This is a genomic window from Salmonella sp. A29-2 (assembly GCF_020150755.1).
Classification (GTDB): domain Bacteria; phylum Pseudomonadota; class Gammaproteobacteria; order Enterobacterales; family Enterobacteriaceae; genus Salmonella; species Salmonella enterica.
Genome location: NZ_CP083731.1, coordinates 1274716 through 1292515, shown reverse-complemented (window position 1 = coordinate 1292515; position 17800 = coordinate 1274716). Strand labels below are relative to the sequence as shown.

15 protein-coding genes are annotated in these 17800 nt (G+C 54.1%); all 15 read right to left on the bottom strand.

The window, feature by feature from the left end; genetic code table 11:
- Positions 1-6: 6 nt before the first annotated feature.
- The 15 genes from K8W53_RS06200 to K8W53_RS06130 all read right to left on the bottom strand — a co-directional run bounded on the left by K8W53_RS06200 (position 7) and on the right by K8W53_RS06130 (position 17710).
- Positions 7-972 carry a SinI family autotransporter-associated protein gene (locus K8W53_RS06200; protein ID WP_023224092.1) on the bottom strand — a complete coding sequence of 322 codons (966 nt, stop codon included), beginning with the start codon at positions 970-972 and terminating at the stop codon, positions 7-9.
- A gap of 57 nt (positions 973-1029) precedes the next feature.
- Complete coding sequence (sinH, locus tag K8W53_RS06195) at positions 1030-3222, bottom strand: intimin-like inverse autotransporter SinH (RefSeq protein ID WP_058654824.1); 2193 nt, start codon at positions 3220-3222, stop codon at positions 1030-1032.
- Between the two features lie 345 nt (positions 3223-3567).
- Complete coding sequence (locus K8W53_RS06190; protein ID WP_000406469.1) at positions 3568-3789, bottom strand: zinc ribbon domain-containing protein; 222 nt, start codon at positions 3787-3789, stop codon at positions 3568-3570.
- An 88-nt stretch (positions 3790-3877) separates the two neighbouring features.
- Positions 3878-5350 (bottom strand): ribosome biogenesis GTPase Der, encoded by a 1473-nt coding sequence (gene der / locus K8W53_RS06185; protein WP_000249411.1) that lies wholly within the window; start codon positions 5348-5350, stop codon positions 3878-3880.
- A gap of 116 nt (positions 5351-5466) precedes the next feature.
- Positions 5467-6645 carry an outer membrane protein assembly factor BamB gene (gene bamB / locus K8W53_RS06180; RefSeq protein ID WP_001177072.1) on the bottom strand — a complete coding sequence of 393 codons (1179 nt, stop codon included), beginning with the start codon at positions 6643-6645 and terminating at the stop codon, positions 5467-5469.
- A 10-nt stretch (positions 6646-6655) separates the two neighbouring features.
- Complete coding sequence (locus tag K8W53_RS06175; RefSeq protein ID WP_000409190.1) at positions 6656-7276, bottom strand: YfgM family protein; 621 nt, start codon at positions 7274-7276, stop codon at positions 6656-6658.
- Positions 7277-7289: 13 nt separating this feature from the next.
- A complete protein-coding gene (hisS, locus tag K8W53_RS06170) occupies positions 7290-8564 on the bottom strand; it encodes a histidine--tRNA ligase (RefSeq protein ID WP_023195324.1) in 1275 nt (424 codons plus the stop codon).
- Between the two features lie 110 nt (positions 8565-8674).
- Positions 8675-9793 carry a flavodoxin-dependent (E)-4-hydroxy-3-methylbut-2-enyl-diphosphate synthase gene (gene ispG / locus K8W53_RS06165; RefSeq protein ID WP_023224090.1) on the bottom strand — a complete coding sequence of 373 codons (1119 nt, stop codon included), beginning with the start codon at positions 9791-9793 and terminating at the stop codon, positions 8675-8677.
- 26 nt (positions 9794-9819) lie between these two features.
- Positions 9820-10824: a cytoskeleton protein RodZ gene (rodZ, locus tag K8W53_RS06160; protein WP_001090898.1), complete on the bottom strand. Its 1005-nt coding sequence runs from the start codon at positions 10822-10824 to the stop codon at positions 9820-9822.
- 291 nt (positions 10825-11115) lie between these two features.
- The gene (locus K8W53_RS06155) at positions 11116-12282 is read right to left on the bottom strand and encodes a bifunctional tRNA (adenosine(37)-C2)-methyltransferase TrmG/ribosomal RNA large subunit methyltransferase RlmN (protein WP_000003206.1); all 1167 of its coding nucleotides are present in this window, start codon (positions 12280-12282) and stop codon (positions 11116-11118) included.
- A 206-nt stretch (positions 12283-12488) separates the two neighbouring features.
- On the bottom strand, positions 12489-12920 hold the full coding sequence (gene ndk / locus K8W53_RS06150) for a nucleoside-diphosphate kinase (RefSeq protein WP_000963846.1): 432 nt from the start codon (positions 12918-12920) through the stop codon (positions 12489-12491).
- A 120-nt stretch (positions 12921-13040) separates the two neighbouring features.
- Entirely contained in the window at positions 13041-13904 is an 864-nt protein-coding gene (locus K8W53_RS06145) for a 4Fe-4S binding protein (protein ID WP_052939468.1), read from the bottom strand.
- Entirely contained in the window at positions 13904-14713 is an 810-nt protein-coding gene (locus tag K8W53_RS06140; RefSeq protein WP_023224086.1) for a dimethyl sulfoxide reductase anchor subunit family protein, read from the bottom strand. Before K8W53_RS06140 ends, K8W53_RS06145 begins: the two co-directional genes overlap by 1 nt.
- On the bottom strand, positions 14706-15335 hold the full coding sequence (locus K8W53_RS06135) for a DMSO/selenate family reductase complex B subunit (RefSeq protein ID WP_000077436.1): 630 nt from the start codon (positions 15333-15335) through the stop codon (positions 14706-14708). Before K8W53_RS06135 ends, K8W53_RS06140 begins: the two co-directional genes overlap by 8 nt.
- On the bottom strand, positions 15332-17710 hold the full coding sequence (locus K8W53_RS06130; protein WP_023224085.1) for a DMSO/selenate family reductase complex A subunit: 2379 nt from the start codon (positions 17708-17710) through the stop codon (positions 15332-15334). The genes K8W53_RS06135 and K8W53_RS06130 overlap by 4 nt, the downstream gene beginning before the upstream one ends.
- Between the last annotated feature and the right edge of the window lie 90 nt (positions 17711-17800).

The window sequence follows — 17800 nt, the reverse complement described above, 5'->3', positions numbered from 1 at the left end:
GACAACTTATTTGCGTTTGTAGTCGATGGACAAACCAAAGCCCTGGACACCGTCGCTACCCACGGTAACGCCGCCTTCCGCACCCTCGAACGCTGCTTTCGCTTCGACGTTGGTGACAGGGATGACAAGGTCTTTATCGTTCCAGCTTTCGTTGACAATACCGCCGGTACCAGTACCTGCAATTTTACTGGTGCCGACGAATTTCCAGCGGTAGTCATACTGGTCGGTAACGTTTTCACCGGCATCATAGGTGCCGTTGCCGTTCTTATCGCTCCACAGCAATACCTGATAGGTGGTATTCGTTTTGAGTGTCGTCCCTGTATTCTTCAACAGGTTGGTATTCGAATCTTTCTCATGAATAACCACATGGACGTTTTCATCGACCACCGGACCTTCCGGAATTTCGTCATCATCCGAACCACCACCCGCATCGGTCGACAGGTCTTTCAACAGCAGTTCGGTTGCCACGGCAGGGTCACCGGTGGTGGTGGTTGGCGTGATTTTGATACCGATATAATGGTCTGCGTCACTCGCCTGAATTTCATAGGTATCGCTACCTTTGGTGCCAATCTCTTCGGGATTGCTACCATTCTGGTCGCTGTATCTCATCCACTGCACCGTCTGTTTCGTGGCGGCGTTGTTGGCGTCAAGGTCGCCTTCCGTATCGCCAATCGCCCAGTTCACCGTGACCTTATCGCCAACGTGAAACTGCTTATCGCCTTCGGTCACAACGGTACGATCGCCGCGATCGATAGTTACCGTTACGTGATCTTTGTCGGTATCCGCAGTTTTATCCGCCGCGCGGGTAATCCACGGCACCGTGCCCTGAATGGTGCCCGTCTGTTCAGAGACAATCTGCCACTGCCCCGATTTCAGATTACCGTTCGCCGCCACCGCTGGCGCGGCGCAATATCCGGCAACTACTAATGCTAAAGCGACCTTCGTCAGCCGCCGTTTTACTGTTGCTTGCATTCAGACTCTCCTTTTTCTCCAAATTCAGCGGCTGGCTGGTCAGCCATAACGCTGACGCTATTTCTGGCTATACGTAACGCGTATGCCGTAACCCTGAACGCCATCTTCCTCATTGGCGGCAAACTTCTGCGCCGCCTCTTTATTGGTTACTGGCAGGACAAGGTCTTCATTCATGGTGTTGGCCAACGCGCCGGTATGTCCGTTTGTACTCTGCCCGGTAAACTCCCACTGGTAGTCGTACAGCGCCATCTCTTCTTCCGTGAGCTGCTCGGACATCTGAAAAACATTGTCTTTATTCTTGTCGCGCCACAGCAGGAAACGGTAGGTATTATTGACCGTAGGGTGCTTATCTTCTTTGCCGATAAGGTTGACAGGGTTGGCGGCTTTGACCTGATAAATCACCGCATTCAGCGCGCTCAGGTTGTCGCCGATAAAAGTGACATCAACGTAGTTACTGTCGCCATAGGCGTCTGCTTTCGCCTTCCAGCGGAAAGTGCCTGGCAGGGTGCTGGAAAGCGTCACCGTCCCCGCTTCTTTATCACGGCTGGCAATAAACACGCAGGGGGTTTCCGTGGTGCAGGGCGTCTGGGCCAGGGTGACTTTTTTATCATTGCTGTCGTACAACTCAGGCGTCATGGTATCGTCCACCAGTTCGTTGCCATTGCGATCCGTGGAGTCGCCAAAGGAATCGGTGATCAGGAGATCCATCACCACGCCGTCTTCGCCATCGGCCAGCGCGCTGGCTTCATGGCTGTGATCGCTGCGATCGGTATCGGCAATGTTGTCGACGATCAGCTCAATTTTGCGATCCTGCTGGACGGTGATTTCCACCACGCCAGAGTTCTGCTTATTGCCCTTTCCGTCTTCCAGCGTCATGCGTACTTTCCAGGTGTTCAGGGCGGTGCGCTGCTCTTCGGTATCGGCGTTAACCCAGGCAGGAAGTACCAGATTCCAGCTGTTATTGTTGCCTTCGGTTAACGCATTAGCTTTTACTACCGGCATCACCAGCGTACGGGCGGCGTTGTTTTTCGCCTGCCAGGAAGCAGAAATAATTTTGTAATGGTGGTTAATCAGCGCGTTGACCGTCCACTTACATTTCTCCAGCCCCACCGCGGCCTCAGGCGTATCTTCAATCACGCATTCCGGGTGTTCGTTGGTGGCGTCAGCCTTCAGCCACAACGTGACGTCCAGCGGATCTTTCTCGCGATATTCGAGAATGATGAAATTGTTGCGATCGACAAAATCGGTGCGGCTGCCCATTAAGGAGTGCTGAATTTTAACGTTTTCCGGATCGAGTTGCGCCGTCAGCGGCGTGCCTATCTGGTAGTTCACGGTCGCGTTAACGCTAAAATCGTTACTATCGCCAGTACCGGCTTTGTAATCCGTACCAACCGTGACCAGCGGTACCGGCGTATATTCCAGCCCCAAAGTGACGGCATGAGGATCTTTTTGCAGATTATCGGTGCCAAACAGCGCTACTTCATCGCCGTAGTACTGTTCGTAAACTAATTTAGCGCCAAGCTGCGGATAAAACGGCAGCCAGCTTTCCATGCGGATATCCCAGCCGCGCGCGGGTCGTTCTTCATAAAAGTCGAAATCTTCGGAGTCTTTCCAGTCAGAAAGAGGATGGTAATAGTTGCCGGAGAATTTCAGGTAATCTGTCCAGGCTTCGGTTCCCAGACCTAATCGACGGTGACCGCGCGTAAAATCGTAGTCATAGAATGCGTTGCCGCCAAGCAGCCAGTTGCCGACGTTCTGGCGCACGCCAAGCCCAAAGTTACCAATGGTGCGGTCTTCCTTACGCTGAGCCGAAATCTGGCTAAAGAAAAGCGTGCTCTGATTGTCATACCAGGGAATAAAATAATCCAGCGAACTGCCGTCCAGATCGCCGCCTTCGCCTACGGTGAGGCTGGTACGGATCTTGCCATAAGGTGACATTACGCCTTCAAGATATGACTGTGCTGAGGAAGTAATTTGGTTTTGCAAATAGCTACGCGCCTGGGATTCCAGCGCTTCCGGGGTGAGATTATCAAAGCCCTGGGTGGCGGAATTAATAAAGTAGTCAGCGCCCTGTTCTTTAAAGGACTTTCCTTTATTTTCCTGTTCTTCTTTTTTCGCGGATTCGCTGGCTAAATCAGGCAAGGAGGAGTGGCTTTCATCATTTGCAGATACAGAGTTATCTGCGCCGGAAGCCGCAACCGATACTCCAGACACTAATAGCAAAACCAGAATGCGAATCCTTCGCACCATATGATATCCCTGTCGTTAAATAAACACGCCTCGATGAAAAGATATTATATGGATGATTCAGATGGAATCATAACTAACAGACCTAAATATATTCCTAAAAAGAAAAGTTTAATATGAAACAGACTTATAATATTGATATAATAAATAAAAACAAGGCTGTTATTTATTTCTAATATTAATTTTTGGGAATAATATTCTCTATAAATAATTGAATCAATAAAAAGAATAAAATAGCCGTCGGGCAGGAGACTATGCTGATATTACGGGAGTATCGAATAACGCTTTTGCCCTTAGCCGGATAAGACGTCGGCGCCTCTGCTCTGCGGCGCAACGTCGACAGCGGTTTTATTGATCGGAAATGACGAAGTTAACCCGTTTTTTTGAAATTAAACCATGACCGTTCTGGCAAAAATAGTCCACTGCGCCGCAGGCTTTCAACACCTGTAACGGCTGGCGGCAGTCAGGACACATTGCCTGTAACGAGAAATCTTTAGCGCATGTCTCGCAATGCGCTGTATCGCCATTGCGCTCCAGCGCGTGATGGCAAACGGGGCAGGTTATTTCCATAACATTCTCCTCAGGCGCGTGACTCACTTTTACTTGAAAGGCCTGATAGCGCAGCGCTTGTCAGGCCTGGAATATTACTGAAAAAGCATTACTTGCTTTTCTTGATATGTTTCATCAGACGCTTACGTTTGCGCATTTGCGTTGGCGTCAGTGTGTTACGCTTGTTCGCATACGGGTTCTCCCCTTCTTTAAACTGAATGCGAATCGGCGTTCCCATCACTTCCAACGACTTGCGGAAGTAGTTCATCAGATAGCGCTTATAGGAGTCTGGCAGATCTTTTACCTGGTTGCCGTGAATAACCACAATCGGCGGGTTATAGCCGCCAGCATGGGCATATTTCAGTTTCACACGGCGACCGCGCACCAGCGGCGGCTGATGATCTTCCACCGCCATCGTCATGATACGGGTCAGCATCGCAGTGCTCACCCGGCGAGTGGAACTGTCGTAAGCCTCACGTACGGACTCAAACAGGTTGCCGACGCCGCTGCCGTGTAACGCAGAGATAAAATGGACGCGGGCAAAATCAATAAAGCCCAGACGGAAATCCAGCGTCTCTTTCACCTGCTCTTTGACTTCCTGGCTCAGGCCATCCCATTTGTTGACTACGATAACGAGTGAGCGCCCACTATTGAGGATAAAGCCCAGCAGAGACAAGTCCTGGTCGGAGATCCCCTCGCGCGCATCGATAACCAACAGTACGACGTTAGCGTCTTCAATCGCCTGCAACGTTTTAATCACCGAGAACTTTTCTACCGCATCGGTGATTTTTCCGCGCTTACGCACTCCCGCCGTGTCAATCAGCACATATTCCCGTTCGTCGCGTTCCATCGGGATATAAATGCTGTCGCGAGTGGTGCCCGGCATGTCGTATACCACCACGCGCTCTTCGCCGAGAATACGGTTAGTGAGTGTGGACTTACCTACGTTCGGGCGACCGACAATCGCCAGCTTTATCGGCAGGCTTTGCGGGTCAAAATCATCTTCCGGCGCTTCTTCGCCATTTTGTTCCGCCTCGAACTGCGCCCAGTATTCCGCGTCTTCATCCACCTCTTCCTGCGGCGCGACATCATCCATCCACGGCAGAAGCACATGTTCCAGCAGGCTCAATACGCCGCGACCATGTGAGGCGGCGATAGGGTAAATTTCGCCTAATCCCAGCGAGTAAAAATCGACAACCGCCTGATCGGGATCGAGACCATCTGTTTTATTCGCCACCAGGAAGGTCGGTTTTTCACGGGAACGCAGATGTTTGGCAATCGCTTCATCCGCCGGCATCAGGCCAGCGCGCGCATCTACCATGAATAACACTACATCCGCTTCTTCAATCGCCAGCAGCGACTGTTCCGCCATCCGCGTTTCGACGCCGTCTTCGGTGCCGTCAATACCGCCGGTGTCGATACAGATAAACTCGCGGCCTTCAACTTCCGCACGACCGTACTTACGGTCACGAGTCAGACCCGGGAAATCCGCAACCAGCGCATCTCGGGTGCGGGTCAGACGGTTAAATAGCGTGGATTTTCCGACGTTAGGGCGCCCGACAAGCGCGACCACAGGTACCATGTTTAAAGCCTCATTAAAAAAATCATCAGACAACGCGCGCATTTTGCGCCATTGTTAAAAACAGGAAAACGGCCCCTACACCAGGAGCCGTTTTTTAAAACGCACAACCGTGACGATTAACGCGTAATCGCGTAGACCGTACCGTCTTTGGCCTGGATGAGCAGTTTACCATCCGCCACCGTCGGTTCGGTCAGAAAACCGGAACTGTCTACTTTTTGTTGGGCCACGAAACGCCCGTCATCAACATTAATCCAGTGCAGATAACCTTCGCTATCGCCGACGACTAAATCACCATTATACAGCACCGGGGAGGTCAGCAAACGGTGCAGCAGATCGCTTTGCGTCCACAGCGTTACGCCGCCGTCAGTGGTCAGCGCCAGCACGCGATCGTTCTGATCGACCAGGTAGATACGGTCGCCGTCGACGATAAAGTCATTGACCGAACCCAGCTCGCGTTTCCACATAATCTGACCACTGCGCAGATCCAGCGCCGTTAAGTTACCATTATACGCCAACGCGTAAACGACGCCGTTTACCACAACCGGCGTGGTATCAACGTCGCTCAGGCGGTCAATTTCCGTCGGGCCAGTGGCCTGGGAGATACGCTGTTGCCAAATCATCTGGCCTTGTTGCATCAACACGGCGCTGACGCGGCCATTATCACCACCAACGATAGCCGCGCCGAACGCGGTTGCCGGCGCAGATTCACCGCGCAGCGACAGCGAAGGCATATCCAGGTTCACCGTCCATTTAATGGCGCCATCCGCCTGATTTAGCGCCTGCAACTGACCGTTGCTGGTATGGATAAGGACGATTCCATCACTGACAACCGGGCGAGACAACGCTTCGCCTGCGACCTTCGTCTGCCATGCTGTAGTGCCGTCGCTGGTATTTAGCGCATAAACCTCGGCCTTTTCACTGCCGATATAGACGTGACCGCCCGCGACCGTGACGCCGCCGGACAACAGCGCGGACGAACGAGAGAACCAGCCGTCTTTCTCGCCCAGATTTACAGACCAGATCTCTTTGCCATCATCCGCATTGAGCGCTTTTACCACGCCCGCGCGATCGGCTGCATAGACCACGTTATCTGCCATTACCGGATGAAGGTTAGAATAAAATTCGCCAATTCCGTTACCGACAGAGGTGCTCCAGACAGTGGTCGGGGTAAACTGGTTTTCAACCTGCGGTAATGGAGACATCTTGACGACATCTTCTTCGCCGCTAAACAGTGAACAGCCGCTGAGCAGGGTAACGGAAAGCAACCCTGGCAGAAGTAATTTACGCAATTGCATCGGGTCCCTCTCAGATGGACAAATTATTGATTTTCATCTGCATCATTTCGCTCAACGCCGGAGAAGCATCGCTATTGACGCCCGCTTCCCATGCGCTGCGCGCGCCTTTTTTATCACCCTTACTCAGCAACGCTTCGCCGCGCAAATCAGCGACAATGGCCGTCCATCCTTCGCCTTTAACGGCATCCAGAGTTTTCAGCGCGGCGTCAGCTTGCTTAAGCTGCAACTGAACGCGAGCGAGACGCAGATTAATCACCGCTTTGAGATTTTCATCGCTGGTGGCCGCCAACCCCTGCTGCAACTGGGCTTCGGCTTTTTTAAGTTCATTCTTATCCACAAACTGCTGCGCCAGTTCCATAGACGCCAGCGCACCATAGGTATTTTTATTCTCAGCCGCGAATTTTTCAGCGGCGGGAATGCTATCCGGCTTATCGGCGCTTACCGCCGTCACCGCATTTTGATACGCCAGAGAAGCAGCACGCGCGGACTCCGTCTGATGGCTGCTCCAGTAACGCCAGCCAACCAGCGCGCCAACCCCTAAAATCACTCCGACAGCCAGCGCTTTGCCGTTTTCGGCAAAGAAGCGTTTAATCGCATCCACCTGGTCGTGTTCGTTCTCGTAAATTTCCACGCTGTCCTTCTCCTTAGCCCAATAAAGTGCGCAAATGCGCGGCGACGCTGTCCTGCGCCACTGCCGTTTGCTCACCGGAGCGCAAATCCTTCACTACAACAGTCCCATCGGCGACTTCAGATTCGCCAAGAACCAGTGCAATACGGGCGCCCCACTTATCGGCGCGGGCAAACTGTTTCTTAAAGTTGCCGCCGCCGTGGTTTGTCATTAGCTTCACGCCTGGCATTTCATCGCGCAGCCGCTCCGCCAGCGTCATTGCCGCAGACTGCGTTTGTGCGCCGGCAGCTACCAGGTATATATCGACAACAGGAGAGGCAATAAATTCCGGATTAACTGCCTGAACTAACAAAACAAGTCGTTCCAGGCCCATCGCAAAGCCCACTGCCGGGGTAGCGCGACCGCCCAGTTGTTCCACCAGACCGTCATAACGACCACCCGCACAGACGGTGCCTTGTGACCCCAGACTGTTTGTTACCCATTCAAATACGGTGCGGTTGTAGTAATCCAGACCGCGTACCAGACGCTGGTTGACGGTGTAGGCAATTCCCGCCGCGTCCAGCAATTTACACAGGCCGGAAAAGTGCTCGCGTGAATCGTCATCGAGATAGTCGCCGAGAGCGGGCGCGTCGTTGAGCAGCGCCTGCACGTCCGGATTTTTTGAATCCAGCACGCGCAGCGGATTGGTATACATACGGCGTTTGCAGTCTTCGTCCAGCGTCTCTTGATGCTGTTCGAGGAACGCGACCAGCGCATCGCGATAGTTCGCACGCGCCTCTAATGAACCAATAGAGTTCAGCTCCAGGCTAACGTGGTCAGCGATGCCCAGCGCGCGCCACCAGCGGGCGGTCAGCATAATCAGCTCCGCGTCAATATCCGGGCCTTGTAAGCCGAAGACTTCGGCGCCTAGCTGATGGAACTGACGGTAGCGGCCTTTTTGCGGACGCTCATGACGGAACATCGGGCCGATATACCACAAACGCTGTTCCTGATTGTACAGGAGACCATGTTCAATGCCGGCGCGTACACAGCCCGCCGTACCTTCAGGGCGCAATGTCAGGCTATCGCCGTTGCGATCCTCAAAGGTGTACATCTCTTTTTCAACTACGTCAGTAACTTCACCGATCGCACGTTTGAATAACGGGGTCTGCTCTACAATCGGCAAGCGGATTTCACTGTAACCGTAGCTGCCGAGCACGTTTTTGAGTGTGCCTTCAATGCGCTGCCAGATGGCGGTTTCGCCAGGCAGATAATCGTTCATGCCGCGAATGGCTTGAATGTTTTTTGCCACGTTTATTCTCTTTCTGAATATAAAAATGAACCCTCAGCGCTTCCCCGAACGAACCGGGAGCCATGCGGGTTCAATCATACACGGGAAGCGCGCCGCTTCCCATCACGTTCTTATTTTTCAACCTGCAGCACGTCAATCCGACGCGCTTCATCAAGTTGACTTGCTTTCGCGCGAATACGGGATTCAAGCTGCGCGATCATATCGTCGTTATCGAGTCTGTCCTTACGCACGCCGTCTTCATACAGGCCGCTTTTCTTATTGCCGCCCGTCACGCCCAGCGTTGATACCAGCGCTTCGCCCGGCCCGTTCACCACGCAACCGATGATCGAGACGTCCATCGGGGTGATGATATCTTCCAGACGCTGCTCCAGCGCGTTCACCGTGCCGATAACATCGAACTCCTGGCGAGAACAGGTCGGGCAGGCGATGAAATTGATGCCGCGCGCGCGAATGCGCAGCGACTTGAGGATATCGAAACCGACTTTGATCTCTTCCACCGGGTCGGCCGCCAACGATACGCGCAGCGTGTCGCCGATACCTTCCGATAACAGCAGACCTAAACCGATCGCCGACTTGACCGCCCCGCTACGCGCGCCGCCCGCTTCGGTGATCCCCAGATGCAGCGGCTGATCGATCTGTTGAGCCAACAAACGATAAGACTCAACGGCAAGGAATACATCGGACGCTTTTACGCTCACTTTGAACTGATCAAAGTTGAGACGATCGAGATGATCGACATGGCGCATGGCTGATTCCAGCAGCGCCTGCGGCGTCGGCTCACCGTATTTTTCCTGCAGATCTTTTTCCAGCGATCCGGCATTTACGCCGATACGAATAGGGATGTTTTTGTCTCGCGCGCAGTCCACCACCATACGAATACGTTCTTCGTTACCGATATTGCCGGGGTTGATACGCAAGCAGTCAACGCCGTATTCCGCCACCTTCAGCGCAATGCGGTAGTCGAAGTGAATATCGGCAACCAGCGGGACGTTAACCTGCTGTTTGATAAGCTTGAACGCTTCGGCGGCGTCCATGGTCGGTACAGAAACACGAACAATATCTGCGCCAACGCGTTCCAGCGCTTTGATCTGTTTAACCGTCGCTTCCACGTCAGTGGTACGCGTGTTAGTCATCGACTGGACGGCGATGGGGGCGCCATCGCCAATCGGCACATTCCCAACGTAAATACGTGTCGATTTTCTACGTTGAATCGGAGCCTGGTTATGCATGAAAAATCTCCCGCGTTACCCGTCTGTTACTGCGCCGGTGTCGGTTCGGCATTAAGGGTCAGACGCGCAACCTGATTAGTTCTGATAAAGCGGCTCAGATCGACAGGTTTTCCTTGATACTGGATCTGCACCGCGGCCGGCGCGCCAATTTTAAGTTTATAAGGCGCCTGACCGGTTAGGTTTAAATTACCATCTTTACGCTGCATACCGCTAAACAGCTTCTTACCCGTGGCGTCAGTGACTTCGAGCCAGCAGTCAGCGGTAAAATTCATCACCAGCGCGTTCGGATCGGCAGCAGGCGCCGCTACGCCAGCCTGACTGGTCGGCAGCGCGGACGGCGTTTCCGTTGCCGCTGGCGCGGCAGATGTCGCAGCCGTATCGACATTCGCCTGCGAAGGCGCGACTACCGTATTTTGCGTCGCCGCCGCCGTTGGCGCTGGCGTTTGCGTCGCCGCCGTAGAATCAACCGGCGTCGCAGGCGCCGGAGCCGTTTGCGCTGGCGTCGTATCCTGGCTTGTCGCGTCACGGGTGTCCAGCGGTACGCTTTGGCCGCTGTCTTTATCTGCGTTCAGTTCAGCCGTGCTTTGATCGGCCATTGTCGTGATCTCTTCCTGCTGTGCCTTATGGTTCTGCCACCACCAGGCGCCGGTCAGCCCTACGACCACAAACAGTACCAGCCAGGTAAAAGACATTAACCAGCCGTCGCGTTTTTTACGACGCTTTCCTAATGAGAAACTCTGCATCGGGGCGACTTTGGCGGCGCGCAGCGGGGCCTGCTTTTCCAGCCCCGGCAGCAGTTCCTCTTCTGGAACATGCACCAGACGCGCATATGAGCGGATATATCCGCGCAGGAAGGTTGAAGCAAGATCGGACGGCGCCTTATCTTCTTCAATATCGCGTACCGTAGAAACCTTCAGGCAAAGTCGCTCAGCGACAGCCTGCTGGCTGAGTCCGAGTTGTTCACGGGCATTGCGCAGACGAACGCCGGTGGTTTGTGCTTCATTTTGGTCGTGCGTGGCTTCAGTATTCATTCGCTACAGCTACAGGTACGTGTAAATTAGGATTCAGGCGCCGACGAGCCGTAATGCCCGCCCACACCGCGAAACATCAGGTTAGTTAACCTTAGTCAGACAGTATAAGCCTGTCAGGCCGCAGATGACAAAACCGCTAAGACACAAGGCTAAACTCTTGTTGCACCATTACATACTGCCTTAAAGTCGACAAAAACGCACCGTTATTATTGACCAGACAAGTACAACGCCAGACATTATTCAACTGACATTGCGCCACGGTATAATGAATGCCCCGTGGCGCAACTGCTATCAAATAGCCTTGATGTCAATCACCTCTCCCTGCATACGCTTACGCAGGGTACGTTTGGTACGGTCAATCACATCGCCAGCCAACTGTCCGCATGCCGCATCAATGTCATCGCCACGCGTCTTGCGTACGATGGTCGTGAAACCATAACTCATCAAAACCTTAGAAAAGCGATCGATACGGCTGTTAGAGCTGCGGCCATACGGCGCGCCAGGGAACGGGTTCCACGGAATCAGATTAATCTTGCAAGGCGTCTCTTTTAATAGCTCCGCCAGTTGATGCGCGTGTTCAGTGCCGTCGTTGACGTGGTCAAGCATCACGTATTCAATCGTCACGCGCCCCTGATTGGCGTTGGATTTCTCCAGATAGCGGCGAACCGCGCCCAGGAACGTTTCGATATTGTATTTTTTGTTGATCGGGACGATTTCGTCGCGAATAGTGTCATTCGGCGCATGTAAGGAGATAGCCAGCGCGACATCTATCATATCGCCCAGTTTATCCAGCGCAGGCACCACGCCGGACGTTGAGAGCGTGACACGACGTTTGGACAGGCCGAAACCAAAGTCATCGAGCATAATTTCCATCGCCGGTACGACATTGGTCAGGTTAAGCAATGGCTCGCCCATCCCCATCATGACCACGTTGGTGATCGGACGCTGGCCGGTGACTTTGGCCGCGCCGACGATTTTCGCCGCACGCCAGACCTGACCGATAATTTCCGATACGCGCAGGTTGCGGTTAAAGCCCTGCTGCGCAGTTGAACAAAACTTGCACTCCAGCGCGCATCCTACCTGTGAAGAGACACACAGCGTAGCGCGGTCGTCCTCCGGGATATAGACCGTTTCAACGCGCTGATCGCCGACAGCAATCGCCCACTTGATGGTGCCGTCTGAGGAACGCTGCTCTTCAACGACCTCCGGCGCGCGAATTTCCGCGACCTCTTTTAATTTGCCGCGCAACACTTTATTGATGTCGGTCATCTCATCAAAATTATCGCAGCAATAGTGATACATCCATTTCATCACCTGATCGGCGCGGAAAGGCTTTTCACCTAAGTTTTTAAAAAACTCGCGCATCTGCTGACGGTTGAGATCCAGCAGGTTGATTTTTGTTTCGTTGTTAAGAACTACCGGGGTACTGCTTTCAGGTGTGACAATTTGTTCAGACATATGCTATTCCGGCCTCGTTATTACACGTTATGGCCCCTGGAGGGTTGAAAAAAGAAACGCCCCGGTAAGCTTACTGCTCGTCCGGGGGCGCTGCATTGTACAAATTCTGGCGTAAGGATGCCACGTCTGCACGCGGCATTAGCGAAAATAATATTTGAACCGATAATTTATCGCCAACGCATTTGCAGCGTGAAAGACGAAGGAGATTAACGGGTGCGCGGGCACACTTCGCCTTCACCGAAGAAAAAGGCGATTTCGCGCTGCGCGGATTCCAGCGAATCCGAACCGTGGGTGCCGTTTTCAGTTAAGCTATCAGCGTAGTCGGCGCGCAGCGTACCCGCCAACGCGTTCGCCGGATTGGTGGCGCCAAGCAGATCGCGGTGACGCTGTACCGCATTTTCACTTTCCAGCACGGATACCACGATAGGGCCAGAGGTCATGAACTCCACCAGACCGTCAAAGAACGGCTTACCGTCGTGCTCAGCATAGAAGCCGCGCGCCTGCTCAACGGTCAGGTGCAGCATTTTAGTGCCAACAATTTTGAACCCTGCAGCTTCAAAGCGCGCAAAGATGCTGCCAATAACGTTTTTTGCCACCGCGTTGGGTTTAATGATGGAAAAAGTCCGTTCAATAGCCATGTTTACCTCTGAAATATGTTCTGTTGTTATGTCAGGCGCGGATTATAAAGAGCATCCCATCAATTGCCTATGGATGCAGGTAACATTTTTTTAAAATAAAATGAGCATTAGCAACAAAAGTTAAAGGCGCACAGCAAACTCAGGGGACTGACACAGCACGCAGTGCGTGTGTTCAGGCGTGAGAGCATGGAAAGTACGTTTGCAGCTTTCGCAGGTGAGCGTATACGCCGCACTATGCCGCGTTGAGGCGGGTTCCACGTCAAACCGCAGCCGCAGCGCCTGATGCGGACATACCGCCGCACAGCCGCCGCATCCCGTACAACGCGCCGCCGCTATCGTCAGGGTATTGTCGTCAAACTGGATAACATTTTCCGGGCAGCTTCGCCAGCAGGCGCCGCACATCCTGCACTCTTGCGGACTGATTTCGGGTACGCATTCGCTGAACGCGGAAAACGCCTGTCTGAGACGCCGTTTCCCCGGCTCGACGGCGCACGGGGTAGTGGCGTCGCGCGGAACATGAAACAGAGTGCGCCGCGAGGCGTTAATCTCCGCGCCGACAACGTGTTTGAAAGACCAGCCCGGCTCGCCGTAGCGGCGCAGCGCTAAATTTAGCCCCGCCAGCGCCATCAGCCACTGCGCCGATCGCTCCACCGCAATATCAATAAAGCGAATACCGTACTGGCTGTGCCAGAGAAGCAGTTCATCGACCGTTGGCGCCTGTAGCGAAAACGGCCCCACCAACGTATCCCCCTGCACAAAGCGTTTAACCGGTTTGATACCGGTAATGGCGTCAACAGGACAGACAAACAGACAGTCGCCACAGGCTATGCAGCGTGTCGTATCTATGCTGACCTGCCCCTGCGCCAGCGAAAACGCCTGCGCCGGACAAACATCGGCGCAAGCGCGGCAGGAAGAAAAACGAAAGCGACGACGGACGCAAGCCTGCGTCACGTCTACCGCCGGATCGATCATCAGGTTAACCATCAGCCAATACTAAAGAAGACGTAGCGCAGCATAATCTCGCCGATAAGCAGCAATACGCTGCCCGCCACCAGCGTCCCTCTGGCGTTTCGCAGACCGCCTGCGGCAAAGCAGAGCATTCCCGCCGCTGAGACACACCAGCCGAGAAGATAGATGTCGCGCAACTGCGCCAGCGCCTGTAGCGGATGATGCGGGAAAGTGACGACCGTCGTATCCACCGCATTAATATCCGCCAGCCATAGCGGCTGCATGATCAGGCGAATCAGCACCATCAGTGCGACCACCACCACAGCGCAGCGCATTGCGGCACCAGCGTTGCGCAGATAAGCCAGCGCAATGACTACCGAACCGATAATGCCTGACGTGCCAAAGAACAGCGCCAGCGTGTTGCTATGCTGCCAGGTCGCCACCGAGGCATGGATATAAACCTGCGCCATGCAGAATACATCCACCAGCCCGAACGCTGCCGCCAGCGCCAGCAGCGGCTGCCAGCCTGGCTTACGGAAAAACAGCAGCACAACCCCTAGCCCCAGCGCCGCCAGATAAAGGCTGGCAAAGACGATTTCGCGACTCAGCCACGAACTGGCGACATGACGTAACGCATTTAGCGCATTCAGGGGATAGCCCATGTGCAGCGCTGAAGCAAGCAGCCCTACGCAGGCCAGTACAAACGCCCCCGCCATCGCGGGAAGCGCGCCGCGTGCAGGCACGCGTCCCTCTACGGCGTACTGGCGGCCCAACGCCAGCCACACTGTCACACCCACAGACCCTTGCAAACAGAGCGTAAAAATCAGCAGCGGTAACTCATGCATGGCGTTTACCCTCTTTTTCTGCGCCCTGATGCGCTTTGACAACCAGATTAGGTTTGGTTATGGATGAATCTGGCAGCCCGTTAACGTCGCATACGCTACCGTACTTCGCGCGCAGTTCATCAATCGGACCAAACTTGATGGCCTCCAGCGGACAGGTCGCGACACAGACGGGCGGTTCACCTTTCGCCAGTAAATCAACGCACATGTCGCACTTGGACATTTGGCCGGTCTGCTCGTTAAGCTGCGGCGCGCCGTAAGGGCAGGACCAGGCGCAATAGCCACAGCCGACGCATTTGTCGGTATCAACGCGCACGATGCCGTCGCCCGGGCGTTTATGCATAGCGGTAGTCGGGCAATTTTTGGTGCAGACAGGGTCCGCACAGTGGTTGCAGGAAATGGAAAGCGTATAAGCAAATACGTTATTGCTGACCCCGCCCTGCCCGGTCGGGATGAAACTTCCGCCCTTGACTTCATAGACGCGGCGGAAACGACGGCCTACTTCCAGATTGTTTTTGTCTTTGCAGGCCACCTGGCAGGCTTTACAACCGGAGCAGCGTGAGGAGTCGATGAAAAAACCCAGTTGTTTATCGCTCACCGGCGGGTAATGTGTAAACTGACTCATGCTTTAGCCACCTCCACCAGCATGGTTTGATGTGAATTTCCCTTCGCCAGCGCGGTAATACGGGCCGAGCTGAGGACGTTCGCACAGCCGCCTTTATCAACGCCGTTTTCATCCGGCTGCCACCAGGCGCCAGCCTGCATTGCGACAACGCCGGGAATAATGCGCGGCGTCACTTCCGCCGGGATTTCGCAAATCCCGCGTGAGTTATGAATGCGCACCATGTCGCCATGCGTAATGCCGCGCTTTTGCGCGTCCTGCGGGTTGATCCACAATGTCTGCTGCTGCACTTCAATCAGCCACGGGTTAGCGTATTGCGTTGAGTTGGCGCGGTTTTTTCCTTTCCACGTAATTAACTGGAGCGGAAAATCTTTCGCCAGCGCATCCTCCGGGCCTTCATGCGCGGGAACGTAGTGCGATAACGCCGGGATTTCCGGATGCTGCATGTCGTACAGGCGCTTCGAGAAGATCTCTATTTTCCCTGACGGCGTCGGGAACGGATGATTTTCCGGATCGCGAATATTGTCTTCAAAGGCGATAAATGGCGCGCTTTTGAACAGATGCTGACGGGTCTTTTGCAGCGTGGCGAAATCCGGCAGATTTTCGTCCGGCATCGCCAGGCGCGTCTGTTCCCAGATGTGTTCAATCCACGCTTTCTCATCGCGCCCCTGGCTAAATTCATTCTCAATGCCTAATTTCGCCGCCACCTCACGTAGCCAGTCGTAGTCGGAGCGACGCTCAAATTCAGGCTCGATCAGTTTTTCAGAGAGTATCAGGTAGCTTGCCGTACCCCAGGTTTCACCGATGTTCCAGCGTTCCATGAAGCTGGTTTCCGGCAGCAGTAGATCAGCGTATTTCGCGCTCGGCGTCATAAATAGATCGCTGGCGACAATAAACTGGATCTTTGATTCATCCTCCAGTACGCGTACCGCCTGGTGCAGATCGGGGTTCTGATTCGCCAGATAGTTCCCGGCCAGCGAGAACAGAATACGGATGTTACTGTCCAGCTTATCGGCATCTTTCAGCCCTATATCCGGCGTCACTTTGCTGGCGTCGTCTGCGGCCTGCACCCAGTTCATCACCGAAATTTTGGCTTTTACCGGGTTATCCGGCATCTCCGGACCCGCGGCGAATTTACGGTTAGCGCAGCCGCCGTAACCCGCAGCCCAACCGCCTTTGATGCCGACATTACCGGTAATGGTCGCCAGTAGGGTCGAGCCGCGCGCGGTGCGCTCGCCGCAGTTGTGGCGCTGTGGTCCCCACCCCTGAATCAACGCGGCGGGTTTGGTATTCGCGTAATCACGCGCTAACTGGCGAATGGTTTGCGCCGGCACATGGGTGATCTTTTCCGCCCACTCGGGGGACTTAACGACACCGTCTTTGGCGCCGGTCAGATACGCCACCAGCGATTCGTTAGCCGGTACGCCTTCCGGCATTGAGTCTTCGTCAAAACCGATAGCGTAGCGCGCAATAAATGCGCGATCGTGCAGATTCTCGCTGATGATGACGTACATCATCGCGTCCATCAGCGCATTGTCGGTGGTGGGCAGCAGCGGGATCCACTGATCCGCCAGCGACGAAACGGTGTCGGAATAGCGCGGATCGACCACGATAAACCGCGTACCGTTCTGCTTCATCTTCTGCAAGAAATAGTTGGTATGACCAAAAATGGTCTCCGTCGGGTTATGGCCCCACAGAATCACCAGTTTGGTCTCCAAAAGCGTATCCAGCGAACTGCCGCTGGCGGCAGTGCCGTAAGTATAGGGCGTCGCGGCCGCCGTGTTGCCCATACTCACAGAATGGTAGCTTTCGAGATAGCCGCCGGTCAGATTCAGCAGGCGACGCGCCATTTTATCGCCGGAAAAGGTGCCGCCGGAAACGGCGGTGCCAACATGAACATAGCGCGAAGCCGGGCCATATTTTTCAGTAATCGATTTTAAATTATCGGCGATTAAGGTTGTCGCTTCATCCCAGGAAATTCGCTCGAACTTTCCTTCACCGCGTTTTCCTACGCGCTTCATGGGATATTTAAGTCTGTCAGGATGATAAACAAATTTACGGTATGCGCGTCCACGAACACAGGCACGCATCACCGGCATTTGCGCATCCAGCGCATTATCCGGTCGCGTTGAAATTCGCGTCACGATACCGTCACTAACATGCGCCCGAATATCGCATTTGCCCCCGCAGTCAAAAGTGCTGCATGTCTGAACGACTTTTTCCGCAGGCCTGTTTTCAGTTGCCGTCACAGCGCGCGCCTGAGCGGTAGCTGGCGAGGAGACAAACGGTAACGCAATAAGCGCGGAGCTGGCCTGGATAAAATGGCGGCGAGAAATAGCGGGCTGTTCGCCATTTCCCTGGCTTTTTATATTTTTCATGATCCGACTCGTCAAATAAAAACCCATTCTCACGTTTTTAAGTGTCAGATCTCTTGATATTTATCAAGCTCCCTCATTAAGGGTAATTTC